The sequence below is a fragment of the Pseudoalteromonas shioyasakiensis genome, from assembly GCF_019134595.1.
GTDB lineage: Bacteria > Pseudomonadota > Gammaproteobacteria > Enterobacterales > Alteromonadaceae > Pseudoalteromonas > Pseudoalteromonas shioyasakiensis_A.
The window spans coordinates 1,553,144-1,571,961 of record NZ_CP077770.1 but is presented as its reverse complement, the minus strand read 5'-3'; the positions used below and the strand labels follow the sequence as shown (position 1 = coordinate 1,571,961).

Sequence of the window (18,818 nt, the reverse complement as noted above, 5' to 3'; positions counted from 1 at the left end):
GAAGCAAAAATACTTCGCGATTTTTATATAATAATTTATATATTAAGCTTACTCAATTTCGCTGGCGAAATTAATTAAGTTCATAAATAAACGTTCAGTCATGCTTGAAACTGCTGTTCCGTCAGTATAATTACCTTCTTTATTTTGCGAGTTAACTATACCGTTATCAGATAGAAGAATATCGCCAGTTTCTGAGTCCATAACAATCGTAGGCAAGCCATCTTGATTAATTGCTAAGACTTGTGTACCTGCAGGCATCTCAGAAAAATACCCTTTAGCACCACCTGCTTGATAAAAACTTGTGACACCACCAAAAGGGCCAGCAAAAATAGCTTGTTGAGCTTGAGTACCCACACCATCAGGGTTTTGTGTATTTGGACCATCTACATAACCATCACGTGTAACCGTATAACCCCATTTCGCATACACTTTTTCATTAGGCATATCCGGATCAGCGGCAATAATAGTGACGTTTCCTGATTTTTTTGACCAATTGTAAAGCTCTGAGAGTTCAGCATCGGTGAAATCTGTATCGTTAAAGCTTCCTACAAAAAAGATATCTGTATCATAAGAATCAATAGCTGCTTCTGTAATAGAATTGGCAGCTGCAAAATCATGATTAATTGAAAGTGTTTTATTTACAATTCCACCTTCACCAAAGTTTGCAGAACTAGTCAGTTTTGCTATTGGCTTATCAAATAAATAAGCATTCATTGTATAATTTTGCCAAGTCGCTTTTCGTTGTTTATCAATACTCGTGATAACAAACGACTCTGCACCCGTGCTACAGGTTGGCTGGGCATAACACGCAACTGGTTTTAATGTATTAAGTGCCAAATCGTTAATACGCATAGGGTAAGTACCCATTGCACATGTTTTCCCCGTTTCAATCGACGCTTTATAAAGCTTAGTTATATTGTAATTACCTTGATCGTTTATTACTTCGCGAGAAATAAGGAGCTCACCATTTTGATCAAGTGCTGCACCCGTTACAGTTGTTAAGCCATGTTCAGACTTTTTCGATAACGTAAGTGTAGAAAGGTCCAAAGAGAAAATACTGGTTGCAGACACTAAATAGACTTCACCATTTTTAACAACCATATCACCACGGAAAATATCTAAGCTACTTCCGTAACCAGTCATATTGCCTACAAATTGGGTTTCACCAGAATCTGGATAAATAACATAGAACTTACTGCCTTTAGAGCCGTAAATAACATCACGGTTTGGGTCATATGCTAATCGAGTCATCGGGCTTGTTCGAGCAACTTCTGTATGCTCGCCTGTTTCCATGTCAACAAAAGCTAGTTTAGTATATTTATACTTTTCGCCTTTAATTGGTAAGTCTTTTAATTCATCATCTGATAAGTTCAAAGAGCTCGGATCTAGCTTATAAGTTAAAGCTCGTGGGGCTGAAACATAGTATAAACGATTACGAGTACTATCGAACGCCATTGCTGCTGAAGAAAACTTCGCTTTTGAATGAATAGCTGCTGTTTGAGCTTGTTCATCAAGCGAAAAAACAACGCCTAAATGACCTCGACCAGAGTTAATACCATAGAGCTCGCCTGTACAGCTAGTTGCCGAAGCATCAGCAGCAACTGATCCGCATACCATCAATACAGATAGGATAGATTTTTTCATTGTATTTTCACCTGAAGAATTAATCAAAACTTTATCACTAGTAAAAATGATAAATAAATTATTAATCATTAATAAAACTGCGTATAAATTATGTTCACGTTGATTTTAGGCTTCCGTAGATTAAATACAATCAGAAACTTTTGATAATTAGACAAAAAGGTGGGAAATAATAACAACTCAGGCTTTACTGCATTAAGAATAAAACTTTATCACTAAGCGGTATTAAATTAAGATAAACATTAACTAAAAACTCTATTTTATAACTTGGTGAACCTTGCTCGCAGGATTTAAAAAATCGCGAAGATAAATACTTCGCGATTTTCAAATAATTACCTACTCAATTTCACTTGCAAAATTAAACAAATTCATTAGTAATCGATCTGCCATACTTGTAACACCTGACCCTTCTGTAATATTTTCTGATTTGGTCTGATTCGTTAACATGCCACTATCAGCCAAGATGATATCACCTGTTGTAGGGTCTTTTACGATAGTTGGTAAGCCTTGTTGATTTACAGCCAAAACTTGTGCTCCAGTAGGCATCTCAGAAAAATACCCCCTAGCACCACCTGCTTGATAGAAATTAGTCACACCACCAAATGGGCCTGCAAAAATAGCTTGCTGAGCTTGGGTATTCAGCCCGTCAGGATTCGGCAAATTTGGCCCATCAATGTAGCCTTCATTTGTTACTTTATAACCCCATCTTGGGTATATTTTTTCTTCTGGGTAATCAGCATCACCAGCAATGATAGCTACATTACCTTTCTTTAATGACCAATTATATGCTTCATTTAGTTCTGCATCAGTGAAATTGCTTAGTCGGAAGCTGCCTATAAAAAAGATATCTGTATTATATTTATCGAGTGCTTCTTCAGTAATTGAATTTGACTCTGCAAAATCATTATTTATTGATAATGGCTTACGAACTACGCCATTTTCACCAAAGTTTGCTGTACTTATCAATTTTTCTAAAGACCATTCCATTAAAGAACCATTAAGCGTATAACCAGCCCAAGTAGCTTGCCTAGCTTGATCAATACTAGTAACAATAATTGGCTCGGCCTCTGTACTACAGGTTGGCTGGGCATAACATGCAACCGGCTTTAATGTGTTAAGTGCTAAGTCATTAATACGCATTGGGTAAGTACCCATTGCACACGTTTCACCTGTTTCAATCGAGGCTTTATAAAGCTTAGTTATATTGTAATTACCTTGATCGTTTATTACTTCGCGTGAAATAAGCAGCTCACCATTTTGGTCAAGTGCAGCACCTGTTACCGTTGTTAAACCATGCTCAGACTTTTTCGTAAGCTGCAATGAATCTAAATCTAACGAAAATATACTTGTTGAAGAAACTAAATAGACTTCACCATTTTTAACAACTATATCACCACGAAGAATATCTGAGCTATTACCATAGCCAGTCATATTACCTACAAACTGGGTCTCGCCAGAATCTGGATAAATAACATAAAACTTACTGCCTTTAGAGCCATAAATAACATCACGGTTAGGATCATACGCCAAGCGAGTCATTGGATTAGAGCGACTAAGCACTGTGTGCTCCTTTGTATCCATATCAACATAAGCTAGACGCGTATATTTATACTTTTCGCCTTTGATTGGCAGGTCTTTTAATTCATCATCTGACAAATTAAATTCACTCACATCTAGTCTATAAGAAAGTGGTCGCGGGGCTGCTACGTAGTAAAGTCGGTTTCTTGTACTATCAAATGCGATAGCTGCAGATGAAAAAGCAGCTTTTGAATGAACAGCAGCGCTTTGCGCTTGCTCATCAAGTGAAAATACGAAACCTAAGTGGCCTCGACCAGAGTTAATACCATAGAGCTCGCCTGTGCAGCTATTTGCAGAAACATCTGTAGCAACAGCTCCGCATACCATTAATATTGATAAAATAGATTTTTTCATTTTATTTTCGCCTGAAGAATTAATTAAAACTTTATTATTAGTAAAAATGTTAAATAAATTATTTATCATTAATCCAGTTATGTATAAATTATGTTCAGACTAATTCTAGGCTTCATTTAATTGAATACAATCAGAAATTTTTGAGAATGATACAAAAAGGTGAAAAATAATAACAACTCAGGTCCCACCTGATTTATAGCAATCCTATATAACTAGGTGAAATTTGGTCGCCATAAAACGCTAGCTAGTAGCTCCATAATTTGCACACATTTGCAGGTTAGTATTAACACACATTAAGCTTGTTCAAACCACAAATGAAATACTCTTTACTTATCGCCACGTGTTTACTGTCTTTTTCGTGTGTAGCAACCTCACTACCTAGCTCTCTATTAAATCAAGTCACTGACCTTGAGAACCAAGGTAAGCTCAGTGAAGCTCTCTCTATTCTTGAGCAATACAAAGATGTAAATAACGCTACATCAAGCCCCGAAATTGCTATGGCACAAGCGCCTCTTTTACGTAAACAAGGTCATTACAGCAAAGCGATTGAACTGTTATCGCCAATACAAAAGCTTGCAAGTCTGAGCAAAAAGGACCAATACCACATCCAAAAAGAGTTGGGGATCAACTACCGTCGCCAAGTAAAAACGATTGAAGCAAAGAAGCACTACATGGCAGCCTTAGCGCTTGCAAACGAACTTGAAGACAAAAACCTACAAGCACAAAGCCATAGCAATTTAGGTTCACTATACGACACGCTGAATGATCTTGAGCAATCAATGCATCATCAGGTAAAAGCGCAAGCGTTATTAGAAAGCAGCGATAATTTTGAACTAGTTGCCACTAACTTTTATAACTTAGCTAACCTTGCTCACAGGCTTGATGACCTCTCGCAATCTGAGTACTTCTATAAAAAAGCACTCGAGTTTGATATTAAAACCAAAAACCAAATGAATATTGCTGATACCAGCTTACAGCTTGCCAAGCTGGTATATAAACGAGGTGATTTAGAGCAGGCTCTTCCCTTATTAAATAACGCCTATACCCGTTTAGCCGATATCAATGCCTATGAGAATATGGCGACGGCGAAGCATACGTTAATGCAACTGTATTTGAAAATAGGCAACCAACATATGGCATTAAGTAGTGCAGAGTCTGGGCTTAACGCAGCGCTTGAATCTGGCTCGGCGTTAAGTAAGATTTACTCTTACTTTAACTTAATTGAACTGCATTTAGCACTTAAAAACTCTGAGCTAATTGGTCTTTATTTAAGTCGAACAAAAGAGTTGTTAACTGATATTGATAACCGTTTATTGAATCAAAAACAGCATGGCTATACCGCAATTTATGCTGAACTTATTGGTGATTACAAGCTAGCTGCCGAGCAGCTAAAGCTTGAAAATAAACTGGCCGAGTCTTTATTTGAAGAGCATTTAAATCAAGCTGTTGAAAAGAACAAAACACAATTAACAGCAATCGAGCAACAGCAGCGCATTGATGATGAGATACAAAAAAACAAACTCGCTACAGCTCAAATGAATAATCAGCGATTAGAAAAACAGATATGGCTGTTATCAGCCGGCATTGTTTTATTGTTCAGTACGCTTGCCTTAGTGCTGTATTACTTTAAGCATCGAAAAGCACTATTTAAAGCAAAGCTGTATCAATATAGCTTGATTGAAAAAGACAAAATGCTTGCTGATATCTCTCATGAATTACGCACACCATTGAGCGTATTGAAGCTGCATATAGAAGCCCTTGAGCTCGATATTCAGGAAAACCGCGATCTCGCTTACAGCAAAATTAATGGCAAAATAGCACAACTTAATAACTTAATTTCAGATGTGTATCAGTTATCTCAAGCTGAAAACAAAACCCTGACATTGAACCTTCAACAATATAATGCCGCGCAAATTTTTGCTGAATATGAGCAAGATATGCGCCGTTATGTTTGCAGTCATCAGCTCACATTTTTCACTGACATTGTTATTGCTGATGATGTTGAGATTACGGTAGATAAACAAAAAATAGACCAAATCCTCAACAATATTTTTACTAATGCGTGTCTATATACAGACACGCCAGGCCATGTTCGCCTAAAGGTGAGAGCGAACAAACAAGAGCTGTTTATTCAAGTTGATGATACTTCTCCGGGTGTAGGTAAAGCTCATATAGGCAAGCTCTTTGACCGTTTATATCGTGTTGAAGAGTCTCGTAGCCGCGCATCAGGGGGGTCTGGTTTAGGGTTATCAATTTGTCAGAGTTTTGTCGAGTTGATGTCAGGTAATATTAACGCGTTACCAGGTAAGTCAGGTGGCTTATGTATCAGAATCTTACTGCCTTTAGGCAATAAATAAGCCTCTCCATTTTTCCACCACATTTTATTGCTTAAATAGCACTATAAACTACTGTGGAATGGAACCATGTCAGAGTCATTAAAGCACGCTCAATGGGCAAAATCTGTTGAGCGTAAACACCGCCAAAGCAAAGTTAAAAAAACCAAAAAGTCGCCACTGCCAATTTACGCGGCCCTTGCCAGCATACTGTTAAGTGCATGGCTCTATTATGCAAGCTACGAAAAGCCAATAGAGTACCCTCCACTATCTGAAGCTGCTAAACAACGTATCTCCCAGTTCTTTGCAAAGCAATTCTTAATGGGCCAGTGGCGCTTAAATAAAATTAACTACTCAACTAATGCGATTCAGGTCTATGTACAAACGCCTACTGCGATAGCCCTTGAAGGTGAAGCGTTAAGTCAATATTTACATTATGCGTTGTGCCCTAGTCCTAGCAAACGCATTTGGCAAGATATTCAAGCAAGAGAATTATCAGTGTATGTGTTCAGCCATTCTATTCGAAAAGGTGAAAGTACTTTGTGTAACTGATATGAAAGCGATGAACGCCAAATCAATCGATTTGACGTTCATCATAGCGATAGCCTGCACCGTAAACGGAAGCGACTATCTTAGGAGAGAACTGTAAATTCTTTAGTTTTTTGCGAATATTTTTGATATGACTGTCGATTACGCGGTCGGTAATATCAAAGTTATTGGGTTGGATATGATCAAGTATCTGCTGTCTTGAAAAAACGCGCTTAGGGGCTTTATACAAAAGCTTAAATACGTCAAATTCCACTTTAGTTAAACCCAAAGACACGCCTTTAATCTCAACTTCAAGCGCATCTTCGTTTAAACAAATAGTAGCTGCCGTTTCAACAGCTTCATTGCTATTAGATACCGGCGCGCAGCGCCTTAAAATAGCTTTAACACGCATCACCAGCTCTGCACCGCTAAAAGGTTTACAGACATAGTCATCAGCACCATGTTCTAACCCTTTTAACCTATCAGCCTCTTCGACTTTAGCGGTTACCATAATAATAGGTACCATAGAAAAAGCGCGGATCTGCTTCATGCACTCCACGCCATCTAAATTGGGTAACATTACATCTAGAATTATTGCATCCGGACTATTTTCTTTAACCCACGACACCACAGCACTGCCATCAGTGATGTGGTGAGTGGTAAAGCCAGATGCATTGAAGAACAACAGCACTTGTTCTGCAATATCTAAGTCGTCTTCAACGACTAATATCTGCGGCATTTTTATTTCCGTTTTATATTTTTTTTATTGTTTTTAGTTGTTGCTTCACCATCGCTTTAAGGGCGTCTGATAAGGTCTCATCTAGTAAAACCATTGTCAGAATATCGTGCAAGTCTTCACTATTCATGACCTCATTGAGTAAATCATTTTCAGATTTTGAACTTGGCTGAAAAAAGCTTAACTGCTCGTTATTTGTGTGTTCGCAAAACATTTTCTTTTTATCCATGTTGTTAGCATCAAATATTCAGATGGGCTTCTGCCTCTGATAAATATTAAAACGCAACAATATGGAGCAAATATGGAGTTAGTACGAAATAATGAATTTTTTCTGTTCAACTGTAAAATTCATTCGTAGATTGTAGGTAATAAGCGTTATTTTTTCATTATTTTTCTGAATCTTGATTAGATTCTCAAGACAGCTAAAAAGTAGGCAATAAAAAAGCAAGCTAGGCAGCTTGCTTTTAAAAATGGTGAATGGTGCCTTAGAATTATACGTCTAAGTAATCCATAATCCCTTCAGCGGCATTTCGGCCTTCGAAAATAGCCGTTACCACTAAGTCTGACCCGCGGACGATATCGCCACCGGCAAAGATTTTCGGGTTAGTTGTTTGGTGTGTGAATTCACCTTTTTCTGGTGCATTGATACCGCCCCAATGATTGATTTCAACACCGTAAGGTTCTAACCAATCCATTTTATGAGGTTTAAAACCAAACGCCATGAGCACTTTGGTTGCTTCAATAACATGCTCAGAACCAGCGACCTCTTCAGCGCGACGACGACCATTTTCGTCCGGCTCACCAAGTTGCGTTTTTACCATTTTAACGCCAGCAACCTTACCTTGCTCGTCAACCACAATACCTTTAGGTTGAACGTTAAAGGTAAATTCTACGCCCTCTTCACGGGCATTTTTAACTTCGCGCTTTGAGCCAGGCATATTTTCTTCGTCACGACGATAAGCACAGGTAACCTGTGTAGCGCCTTGTCGAATAGAGGTTCTTACACAGTCCATTGCTGTATCACCACCGCCTAACACAACAACCTTTTCGTTCGCCATATCAAGGTAAGCTTGTTTGTCTTCGGCATAGCCCATAACACGGTTTGTGTTACCAATTAAGAACGGTAGTGCGTCGAACACACCATCCGCATCTTCGTTTTCAAGGCCTGCACGCATACTTTGATACGTACCAACACCTAAGAACACGGCATCATATTCAGCCAAAATTTCATCAAGGGTAATGTCAACACCAACTTCAGTGTTTAGCTTAAACTCAACACCCATTTCAGTGAAAATTTCACGACGCTTTTGCATTACTTCTTTTTCAAGTTTGAATGAAGGAATACCAAACGTAAGAAGACCACCGATTTCTGGATGACGGTCAAACACCACAGGCTTTACACCGTTACGTACTAAAATATCTGCACAACCTAAGCCCGCAGGGCCTGCACCAATGATAGCTACTTTTTTGTCAGACCAAACCACATACGACATATCTGGTTTCCAGCCCATCTTAAAGGCCGTGTCAGTGATGTACTTTTCGATATTACCGATAGTGACAGCACCAAACTCTTCGTCAAGTGTACAAGAGCCTTCACACAAACGGTCTTGTGGACAAACTCGGCCACACACCTCTGGTAAGCTGTTTGTACGGTGAGACAGCTCTGCCGCTTCTAAAATACGGCCAGTACGAATGAGCTTTAACCATTGTGGAATATAGTTATGTACTGGGCATTTCCATTCACAGTACGGGTTACCACAATCTAAACAGCGATCCGCCTGTGAGTTAACTTGTGTCTCAGAAAACGGCTCGTAGATTTCTACGAAAGATTGTTTACGTGCTGAAATTGGCTTTTTACGCGGATCAACACGTTGCACATCGATAAACTGGTATACATTTTCGCTCATACTACCCCCTTACTGAGCCTGAACACGAAGCTCTGCGCTGCTGCGCGCTCGGTGTCCGAGTAAACTTTTTACATCACTAGATTTTGGCTTAACTAATTTAAACATCGGCATGTATAAATCAAAATTAGCTAAAATCTGCTCAGCGCGGTTTGAGCCTGTAAGCTCTAAATGCTCAGCAATTAGACCGCGTAAATGTTCTTGTTGCGATGCCAATCCTTCTAACGTAACTACTTCAACAAGCTCTGGGTTAATGCGTTTTTCAAAGTCGTTGCCTTCATCAAGAATATAAGCAAAACCACCTGTCATACCTGCACCAAAGTTGATACCTACTTTGCCAAGTACGCAAACCACACCACCTGTCATATATTCACAGCCGTTGTCACCAACACCTTCTACTACCGCTTGTACGCCTGAGTTACGCACTGCAAAACGCTCACCGGCACAGCCTGCTGCAAATAATTTACCGCCCGTTGCACCATATAAACAGGTATTACCGGCAATGGTCGCTTTGTGGCTTTCGAAAGATGAACCCAGTGGCGGGCGAATTACTAACTTGCCGCCAGCCATGCCTTTACCAACATAGTCATTGGCATCACCAACGAGGGTCATTTCAAGACCACCAGCATTCCACACACCAAATGATTGACCCGCTGTACCATGAAGCTCAATAGAGACAGGATCTGCAGCCATACCTTGGTTACCATGTTTAGAAGCGATATAGCCCGATAACATAGCGCCCACTGAGCGGTCTGTATTGCAAATACGGTTAACCAGCGAGATACCCGATTTTTCGTCAATTGCTTGCTTGGCTTTTTCAAGCAAGGTTTCATTTAGCTGGCCTAAGTAGTGCGAGCTATTAGGAACGCTACAATACAGTGTTTCACCCGTTGGGTTGTTAGGCACAGCAATCACAGACGACAGATCTACTTTCTTTTGTTTCTCTGTGTTGCCTTCAATTGCTTCAAGTAAGTCTAAACGACCAATTAAGTCTGTTAAACGAGTTACACCTAAGCTTGCCATAATTTGGCGTGCTTCTTCGGCAATAAACTTAAAGTAGTTCATCGCCATTTCTGGCAGGCCATGATAATGCTTTTGGCGCAGCGTATCGTCTTGCGTCGCAACACCGGTCGCACAGTTGTTTAAGTGACAAATACGTAGGTATTTACAACCAAGAGCCACCATAGGACCCGTACCAAAGCCAAAGCTTTCAGCACCTAAAATAGCCGCCTTAATGATATCTAGACCTGTTTTCAGACCACCATCTGTTTGCAGACGAATACGGTGACGTAAACCATTTTCTACCAGCGCTTGTTGGGTTTCAGCAAGACCAAGCTCCCAAGGGCTACCTGCATACTTAACAGAAGTAAGCGGGCTTGCACCTGTGCCACCATCATAACCAGCAATGGTAATTAAATCGGCATAGGCTTTAGCTACGCCAGTTGCGATAGTACCTACACCCGGTTCAGAAACGAGTTTCACCGAGATCAGTGCATCTGGGTTTACTTGCTTTAAATCGAAAATAAGCTGGGCTAAATCTTCAATCGAGTAAATATCGTGATGTGGCGGAGGTGAAATCAAGGTCACACCCGGCACTGAATAACGTAATTTTGCAATATACGGCGTTACTTTTTCACCCGGTAATTGACCACCCTCACCTGGTTTTGCACCTTGCGCCACTTTAATCTGAATTACATCAGCGCTGCGTAAGTAATGTGGTGTTACACCAAAACGGCCTGAAGCAACTTGCTTAATACGTGAGTTTTTCTCTGTACCGTAGCGAAGCTTGTCTTCACCACCTTCACCAGAGTTTGAACAACCACCTAAGCGGTTCATTGCAATCGCGAGTGCTTCATGTGCTTCTGGCGATAATGCACCAATACTCATTGCTGCTGAGTCAAAACGTTTGTAAAGCTCAGTTGCAGGTTCTACGTCGTCAACACTCACACCTGTATCAGGGATTTTCACCGCTAGCATGTCACGTAAATTGGTGATCGGGCGGTTATTTACTAAATCAGCATATGCTAAGTAATCTTTATAATCCCCAGAGCGCACTGCTTTTTGCAGTGTTTGAATAACATCTGGGTTATACGCGTGGTACTCACCACCGTGAACATATTTTAGTAAGCCACCATGACTTAATAACTTACGTTTACTAAATGCCAGTTTATGAAGTTTACGTTGGTCATCATCAAAATCAGTGAAACAGGCCCCTTTGATACGACTAGCTACACCGTTAAAACAGGTTTCTACAACCGCATCTGATAAACCAACTGCCTCAAATAACATTGAGCAGCGGTACGAAGCGACAGTACTGATACCCATTTTCGACATAATTTTATACAAACCCTTATTAATCGCATTACGATAAGCAAGCGTTACTTCGCAATAGCTCTTGTTCAGGGTCTTTTTGTCACTCATTGCAACTAATGATTCATAAGCAAGGTACGGATAAATTGCCGTTGCACCAAAGCCAAGTAATACCGCAAATTGGTGCGCATCACGGACACTGCCCGATTCGATGATGATATTAGATTCACAACGTAAGTTATTATCGACTAAACGCTTTTGAATTGAACCAACCGCCATCGCAGCCGGGATCGGCAAATGCGTTTCACTAAAGTTACGGTCACTTAAAATAAGCATGACACAGCCTGACGCTGCTTTTTCTTGTGCTTCATCACAAATACGTGTGATTGCGTTTTCTAAGCCTTCTTCTAGTGTGTAAGTGATATCAATTTTACAGTAGCTGTAATGCTCATCGTCAGCATTGATCAGTTGTTGCATATCAGCGTACATCAAAATCGGCGTATCAAACTGTAAACGCTTAGCGTGGCCGGTTGTTTCGTTAAATACGTTTTGCTCACTACCAATACAGGTTGCCAATGACATAACATGGTTTTCGCGAAGCGGATCAATTGGTGGATTGGTTACTTGCGCAAATTTTTGTCGGAAGTAATCAAACAGTGACCGATGGCCTTCTGACAGTACCGCAAATGGCGTGTCATCGCCCATTGAACCTGTTGCTTCTTGACCATTTTCACCCATTACACGAATCACGCTATCAAGCTCTTCGTTGGTGTAGCCAAACATTTTTTGATACTTAAGCAGTGTTTCGTCATCAAAAGAACGGTTACCCGCATCTTTTTCAGATAACTGTTCAAATGGCGTTAAACGCTTAACGTTTGCTTCAAGCCATGCTTTATATGGATGGCGTGACTTAAGGTCTTGGTCAATCTCATCTGAATGCCAAATTTTACCTTGATGAGTATCAATAACTAATAACTCACCAGGACCAACACGGCCTTTCTCAACCACTTCGTCTGGCGCGTAGTCCCAAATACCTACTTCTGAGGCAAGGGTAATAAAACCATCTTGAGTGATTACATAGCGCGCTGGGCGTAAACCGTTACGGTCAAGGTTACAAGCAGCAAAACGACCGTCAGACATTACAATACCAGCTGGGCCATCCCATGGTTCCATATGCATTGAGTTAAAGTCATAGAATGCACGTAGGTCATCATCCATGGCGCGGTTTTTCTGCCATGCTGGCGGCACAAGCATACGCATTGCACGGAATAAATCCATGCCACCTGCTAAGAACAACTCAAGCATATTATCTAAGCTAGAAGAGTCAGAGCCGCTTTCGTTAACGAATGGTGCTGCTGATTGCAAATCAGGAATAAGTGGTGAGGCAAACTTATACGCCCGGGCACGTGCCCATTGGCGGTTACCTTGAATCGTATTAATTTCACCATTATGCGCTAAATAGCGAAATGGTTGCGCCAGTGGCCAACGAGGTTGTGTATTAGTAGAGAAACGTTGGTGAAATACACAAATCGCACTAGTCATGCGAATGTCAGCTAAGTCCAAATAAAAGTTAGGTAAGTCTACAGGCATCATTAAGCCTTTATAGACAGTAACTAAACCAGATAAACTGGCAATATAAAAATGTTCATCGTTTTCGAGACGCTTTTCAGCACGACGACGCGCTACATACAGGCGACGTTCTAAATCTTTTGGACGCCAGCCTTCTGGTGCGCTAACAAAAATTTGTTCAAAGCCTGGTAGTTGTTTTTTTGCAATTGGCCCTAAACATGACGCATCGGTAGGTACTACGCGCCAGCCTTGAATGCTCAAGGTTTCTTTTTCGAGTTCTTCACTCAACACATCTTTAGCTGTTTGCGCAAGTACAGGATCGGCATTTAAAAATACCATGCCTACGGCGTAGTTCTTTCCTAGGTGCCAATCATGTTCGCTGGCAATAGCACGAAAGAAACTATCAGGTTTTTGCATTAATAAACCACAGCCATCACCTGTTTTACCATCAGCAGAAATACCACCACGGTGTTCCATGCGATCTAAGCCAGTGATTGCTGTTCGAATCAAGCGGTGACTCGCCTGACCATTGACCTGGGCTATTAAGCCAAAGCCACAATTATCTTTTTCTAATTTTGAGTCGTATAACATAGACCCCTCCCCTTGCTACAACGACTAGCGGTTCAGTCTTTTGTGACAGTGCTAGCAGACGAACAAAACTATCGCCAAATACCTCATGAGTCAATAGAGTTTTGAATACATATTCATATTCATGAATATTTCTCACTTAAGGCACTTTTTAAATTCTATGCTATTTTTTTACATTTAGTCGTGTTTTACCCGTTATTTTTTTATGACACTGGTGTCAAATTTAACAACTTGTAAAAAAACAATCTAAAAACCCACTTCTTTACGTTAACGTAAACTGCACTTTATTTTGAATAATTATTCAACTTATGAATATCAATGCAGTTTTTTACGGGGTCTCGCCTAGCCTAACTGCATCATTATTTACTCTTGGCTTTAGCATAGTTACAAACTATGTATCTGAGCAGGCTACCTTAGTCGCAATGACTGAGTTTCTTTACCCTTGCGTCAACAATAAACAACCTAAAAGTGTCCGCTGCGGACACTTTTTCTGTCCGCGGACAGACATTAATTCACTGACTGAACATAAAACCATTAAAAATCAACAAATTAAAAACTGGCACGCTACTGGTATAGATAAGACATCAGCGAAATTGAGGATTTCAAAATGTTCACTATCAGTTTGTTTATGGCTTCTCCACTTACCATGCTTGCCGTTGGCTTCATGATTGTGTGTTTTGAGAATCGTAAGGAGTTATGATGATTAAGGATACCAGTGCCCAAGATATTACCGTGGCTAAGAAAAACACCATTAAAAAGCCACTAATAATTGCTGCAGGTGTAATACTTGTTGGTGCTCTCGGCTTTCAAGCATTGTTTGCCAGTAACGATGGCAGCATTTCGGTTGATGCAGCAAGCCTACAAATTAGTGAAGTAAGCCAAAAGACACTCACCAGAGATGTAGCAGCAAGCGGTAAAATCGTTGCAGCTAATGCGCCAAAGGTTTACAGCCCTGAACGCGGCTTTGTCGATTTAAAAGTAAAAGCCGGTGATAGCGTTGAAGTAAATGAAGTGATCGCAACCGTAACCAGCCCTGAGCTAACCAACGAGCTAAAACAACAACAATCAGTATTAGCGCGATTAGAAGGCGAATTACAGCGCAAGCAACTTGAAGCGCGTAGACAAAAACTAAGTCTGACTAAAGCGCTCGATTTAGCGCAAGTTGAACTCAATGCTGCAGATAGAGAAAACCGCCGAGCTAAAATCTCAATCGAAAAACATTTAATTAGCCAAATAGATTTAGAAAAAGCGGTTGATGACTTAGCCCGTGCCAAGCTTTCATATAAGCACGCCGAGCAAGAAGTCAGCTTAGCTAAAGATACCCTCGCATTTGAGCTAAAAGCAGCAGAGCGTGATCTGGCACGTCAGCAACTAATTGTTGATGACTTACTCAGACAAGTAAATGAACTCACTATTACCGCGAGTGTAAGCGGCATTGTGGGTAACTTATTAGTGCAACAAAAAGAAGCGGTCACACAAAGCCAACCATTAATGACATTGGTCGATTTAAGTAACTTTGAAGCAGAACTGCAAGTACCAGAAAGCTACGCCAATGAGCTGGGTCTTGGTATGCAAGTTGAGCTTACTTTAGGTGCTCGTCATGTCACAGGCACCCTATCGGCTATTTCGCCTGAAGTGAATAACCGCGAGGTCACAACCCGCGTACGCTTTGACAATGAGATTTCTGGAATTCGCCAAAACCAACGCTTAACCGCACGTATTTTACTAGAGAATCGCGACGATGTATTGCAAGTAAAACGCGGCGCTTTCTTACAACAAGGTGGCACCCATGCTTATAAAGTTGATGGTGACATGGCTTATTTAATCGATATAAAAACCGGTGCAAGCAGTATCAATGCTGTGGAGATAATTGAAGGTGTAGAGCCTGGCGATAAGTTAATTATCTCAAACTACGATCGCTTTAAAAAAGCATCCACACTGGTTTTACGCTAACAAATAAAAGGAATAATCAACATGCTTACAATGAACAACATCAGCAAAGTGTATCAAACAGATATGGTACAAACGCACGCCCTTCGCGACTTTAATCTACAAGTTGAAGAAGGTGAGTTTATCGCCGTAACGGGCCCAAGTGGCTCAGGTAAAACCACATTTTTAAACATCGCCGGTATGTTAGAACCATTTAGCGAAGGCCAATACATGTTAGATGGTATTGACGTGGGTAAACTAAACGACAACCAGCGTGCAGATCTTCGAAACCAAAAAATTGGTTTTATTTTCCAAGGTTTTAACCTGATCCCAGATTTGAACCTCTATGAAAATATTGAAGTACCACTGCGTTATCGCGGTATCAAAGCTGCTGAGCGTAAACGCCGAATCGAGCAATGCTTAGAGCAAGTTGGTTTAGCATCACGTGCTAAGCACTTACCGCAACAACTTTCTGGTGGTCAACAACAACGTGTGGCTATTGCCAGAGCCCTTGCTGGTGAACCGCGCTTTTTACTTGCCGATGAGCCAACTGGTAATTTAGATAGCTTAATGGCGCGTCAAGTGATGGAGCTACTTGAGCAAATCAATCGTGATGGCGCAACCATCATCATGGTTACCCATGATCCTGAACTTGCCCGCAGAGCACCACGTAACATCCAAGTTGTTGATGGCCAACTAGCTGACTTCACCTTGTATCAAGGCACTCAAAACCTTAAAGCGGCTGGAGTGTAACCATGTTCCTTCATTATTTAGATTTAAGCTGGCGCAGCTTTAAGCGCACGCCACTTGTGAGCTTTTTAATGGTATTGGCCATTGCCATTGGTATTGGCGTAACCATGACCAGTTTATCTGTGTATCACATGATGTCGGCAGACCCTATTCCTGAAAAAAGTAGCGACCTTTATTCTGTTCAGTTACAAACCATGGATGAAGGCCGTACGTGGTGGACAGTCGATAACATGCCACTGCAATTAACTTATCAAGATGCAGTTAACCTTAATCAAGCCAAAGCTGGTGGCAAGCGTGTCACTATGGTTAGAACGGGTTTTTCGGTTTACTTAGACTCAGACAAAGTTAAACCATTTATTGGTCAAGCTCGCCTTACCACCCCAGACTTTTTCGATATGTTCAACTTATCGTTTATTTATGGTGGAGTTTGGAGCGAGCAACAAGAAGCCGATGCAGCACCTGTTGTAGTGATCAATAAAGAATTAAACGACAAACTCTTTGCTGGTGAAAACCCAGTAGGCAAAATGGTGTACCTCGATGATGCTAGTTACGAAGTCATTGGCGTGATTGATGATTGGAATATCACCACCAAATACTATGACCTAAATAACGGTGCATTTAATAAAACCGAACAACTGTTTTTACCCTTTAGCTTAATGAAAGCACGCCAGCTTGAGAACTGGGGTAATACCAATGGTTGGAAACACGAAAAAACCAATACCTTTAACGACAAGCTCAATTCTGAAATGGTGTGGTTACAATTTTGGGTTGAACTAAAAACACCTGCAGAAAAACAAGCTTACCAAGACTTTTTAATGGCCTATATGCAAGAGCAACAAAAGCTAGGTCGTTTTAACCGCGAAAAATTAACCGCTACTTTACGCGATGTAAATGAGTGGATGCAGTACAACAATGTCGTTAGCGAAGACAACGAAATTCTGGTTGGCCTAAGCTTTATGTTTTTAGCGGTATGCCTTGCCAACATTTTAGGTTTATTACTAGCGAAGTTTTTACGCCGCGCTCCTGAGGTTGGTGTTCGCCGTGCATTAGGTGCCAGCAAACGCCAAATATTCTTTCAACATATTGTTGAGGTAGCGATGTTAGGTTTCTTAGGTGGCATCTTGGGTATTATTTTGGCGCAAGTGGGCTTATTAGGCGTTCGTCAAAGCTATAGCTACTACCAAAGCTTAGCCACTATGGATTTAACCATGCTGCTCAGCGCACCGGTGATTGCAATAAGCACCTGTATTATTGCGGGTCTGTACCCTGCTTGGCTGGTATGTAAAACCAACCCTGCTATTTATCTTAAGAGCCAATAAGGAAGACACCCATGTTAGAAATTAAACCTATCTTTCACGCCTTATGCCGCTCAAAAGTTGGCGCTATTTTATTACTGATCCAAATTGCCATCACCACTGCAATTGTTAGTAATGCGGCGTTTATTATTCAAGACAGGATTAGCTATTTAAGCCAAGAAACAGGCTACCCTGAACAAGACATTTTCGTTTTTAATGTCATGATGTTTGGCAAAGATGTGTCACCGTCTCAGCAATATGAGCTTGATGAAGCCATGCTTCGTCAAATACCTGGGGTAGTCGATGCTGCTTATTCGAGCAACACACCGCTTTCGGGCAGTGGTTCTTCGTCTGATTTTAGCTTAAAACCAGCACCTGAAGAGAGTAAATCAGCCCGTACTTCATACATGTTTATCGATGAGCATGGTATCAATACCTATGGTGTAAAACTCATTGGTGGGCGTAACTACACCGAAGATGAAGTGATTGTCACCGATAACTATGATGAGCTTTCAAAAGTAACCGTTGTCACTAAAACTCTACTCGATGAGCTATTCCCTGACGGCAATGGTTTAGGCCAAACTGTCTATTTTGGTGATATTCCAATGAAAATAATTGGTGTAATTGATCTTATGAAGGGCCCATGGCTTAAAGACAGCCGCCCAGATAACGTAGCACTGCTGCCTTTTATTAAGCCTGGTACAAATGCACGTTTTGTGGTTAGAACAGAGCCTGGTCAACGTCAATCAGTCATGAACCGTGTTGAAGAAGCCATGCTGAAAAACTACAACAAACGTGTAATTTCTCGCATTCGTGGCTTAGATGACGATAAAGAGTCATACATGGCAGAAGATACATTAATGATGCGCATGCTGATTGTACTTATTACTATTTTAGTGTTGGTGACGGCCCTGGGTATTTTCGGCCTAACGCTATTCAATATTAGTAAGCGCACTAAACAAATAGGTACTCGCCGCGCTTTAGGCGCCAGAAAATCTGCCATCATCAGCTACTTCTTAGTTGAAAACGCCATGATATGTGTTGTTGGCTTGGTGATTGGTGTGATTGCTGCCGTGTATTTAGGGCAATTACTGATGCAGCACTTTTCAATTGCTCAGCTTGATATTAGTTACGTACTTGCTACAGCGCTGGCAGTGTTCGTTATGAGTTTATTAGCGGTACTTGCCCCTGCAAAACGGGCTGCGAATATCTCACCGAGCATTGCAACTCGAACAATTTAGTTCTCCCAACCTATGCTACACTGGATTAACAGTGTAGCATTCATCTTGCACCCTTATTAGGA

At 40.8% G+C, this 18,818-nt stretch carries 12 protein-coding genes; 6 read left to right on the top strand and 6 right to left on the bottom strand.

Annotated elements, in window-relative coordinates; genetic code table 11:
* Positions 1 to 48 precede the first annotated feature (48 nt).
* Both KQP93_RS07355 and KQP93_RS07350 read right to left on the bottom strand, forming a co-directional pair.
* Positions 49 to 1,644 (bottom strand): hypothetical protein, encoded by a 1,596-nt coding sequence (locus KQP93_RS07355; RefSeq protein ID WP_217876496.1) that lies wholly within the window; start codon positions 1,642 to 1,644, stop codon positions 49 to 51.
* 333 nt (positions 1,645 to 1,977) lie between these two features.
* Complete coding sequence (locus KQP93_RS07350; protein ID WP_217876495.1) at positions 1,978 to 3,573, bottom strand: hypothetical protein; 1,596 nt, start codon at positions 3,571 to 3,573, stop codon at positions 1,978 to 1,980.
* 314 nt (positions 3,574 to 3,887) lie between these two features.
* On the opposite strand from KQP93_RS07350, the gene KQP93_RS07345 reads away from it, so the two are divergent.
* Complete coding sequence (locus tag KQP93_RS07345; protein ID WP_217876494.1) at positions 3,888 to 5,930, top strand: ATP-binding protein; 2,043 nt, start codon at positions 3,888 to 3,890, stop codon at positions 5,928 to 5,930.
* A 66-nt stretch (positions 5,931 to 5,996) separates the two neighbouring features.
* Positions 5,997 to 6,458: a hypothetical protein gene (locus tag KQP93_RS07340; RefSeq protein ID WP_217876493.1), complete on the top strand. Its 462-nt coding sequence runs from the start codon at positions 5,997 to 5,999 to the stop codon at positions 6,456 to 6,458.
* A 22-nt stretch (positions 6,459 to 6,480) separates the two neighbouring features.
* Here the strand turns inward: KQP93_RS07340 and KQP93_RS07335 are convergent, their stop codons facing one another.
* The 4 genes from KQP93_RS07335 to gltB form a co-directional block, all read right to left on the bottom strand.
* Positions 6,481 to 7,173 (bottom strand): response regulator, encoded by a 693-nt coding sequence (locus KQP93_RS07335; protein ID WP_217876492.1) that lies wholly within the window; start codon positions 7,171 to 7,173, stop codon positions 6,481 to 6,483.
* A 13-nt stretch (positions 7,174 to 7,186) separates the two neighbouring features.
* Positions 7,187 to 7,399, bottom strand: coding sequence for a hypothetical protein (locus KQP93_RS07330; protein ID WP_235575464.1), 213 nt, complete (start codon positions 7,397 to 7,399; stop codon positions 7,187 to 7,189).
* Positions 7,400 to 7,661: 262 nt separating this feature from the next.
* Complete coding sequence (locus KQP93_RS07325) at positions 7,662 to 9,077, bottom strand: FAD-dependent oxidoreductase (RefSeq protein ID WP_217876491.1); 1,416 nt, start codon at positions 9,075 to 9,077, stop codon at positions 7,662 to 7,664.
* 9 nt (positions 9,078 to 9,086) lie between these two features.
* The gene (gene gltB / locus KQP93_RS07320; protein WP_217876490.1) at positions 9,087 to 13,544 is read right to left on the bottom strand and encodes a glutamate synthase large subunit; all 4,458 of its coding nucleotides are present in this window, start codon (positions 13,542 to 13,544) and stop codon (positions 9,087 to 9,089) included.
* Between the two features lie 696 nt (positions 13,545 to 14,240).
* On the opposite strand from gltB, the gene KQP93_RS07315 reads away from it, so the two are divergent.
* The 4 genes from KQP93_RS07315 to KQP93_RS07300 are packed head-to-tail and all read left to right on the top strand — an operon-like array spanning position 14,241 to position 18,756.
* Positions 14,241 to 15,494 (top strand): efflux RND transporter periplasmic adaptor subunit, encoded by a 1,254-nt coding sequence (locus tag KQP93_RS07315; protein ID WP_217876756.1) that lies wholly within the window; start codon positions 14,241 to 14,243, stop codon positions 15,492 to 15,494.
* A 21-nt stretch (positions 15,495 to 15,515) separates the two neighbouring features.
* Entirely contained in the window at positions 15,516 to 16,223 is a 708-nt protein-coding gene (locus KQP93_RS07310; RefSeq protein ID WP_054551528.1) for an ABC transporter ATP-binding protein, read from the top strand.
* Positions 16,224 to 16,225: 2 nt separating this feature from the next.
* Positions 16,226 to 17,539, top strand: a complete 1,314-nt coding sequence (locus tag KQP93_RS07305; protein WP_217876489.1) for an ABC transporter permease — start codon at positions 16,226 to 16,228, stop codon at positions 17,537 to 17,539.
* A gap of 11 nt (positions 17,540 to 17,550) precedes the next feature.
* Positions 17,551 to 18,756, top strand: a complete 1,206-nt coding sequence (locus tag KQP93_RS07300; protein ID WP_217876488.1) for an ABC transporter permease — start codon at positions 17,551 to 17,553, stop codon at positions 18,754 to 18,756.
* Positions 18,757 to 18,818 lie beyond the last annotated feature (62 nt).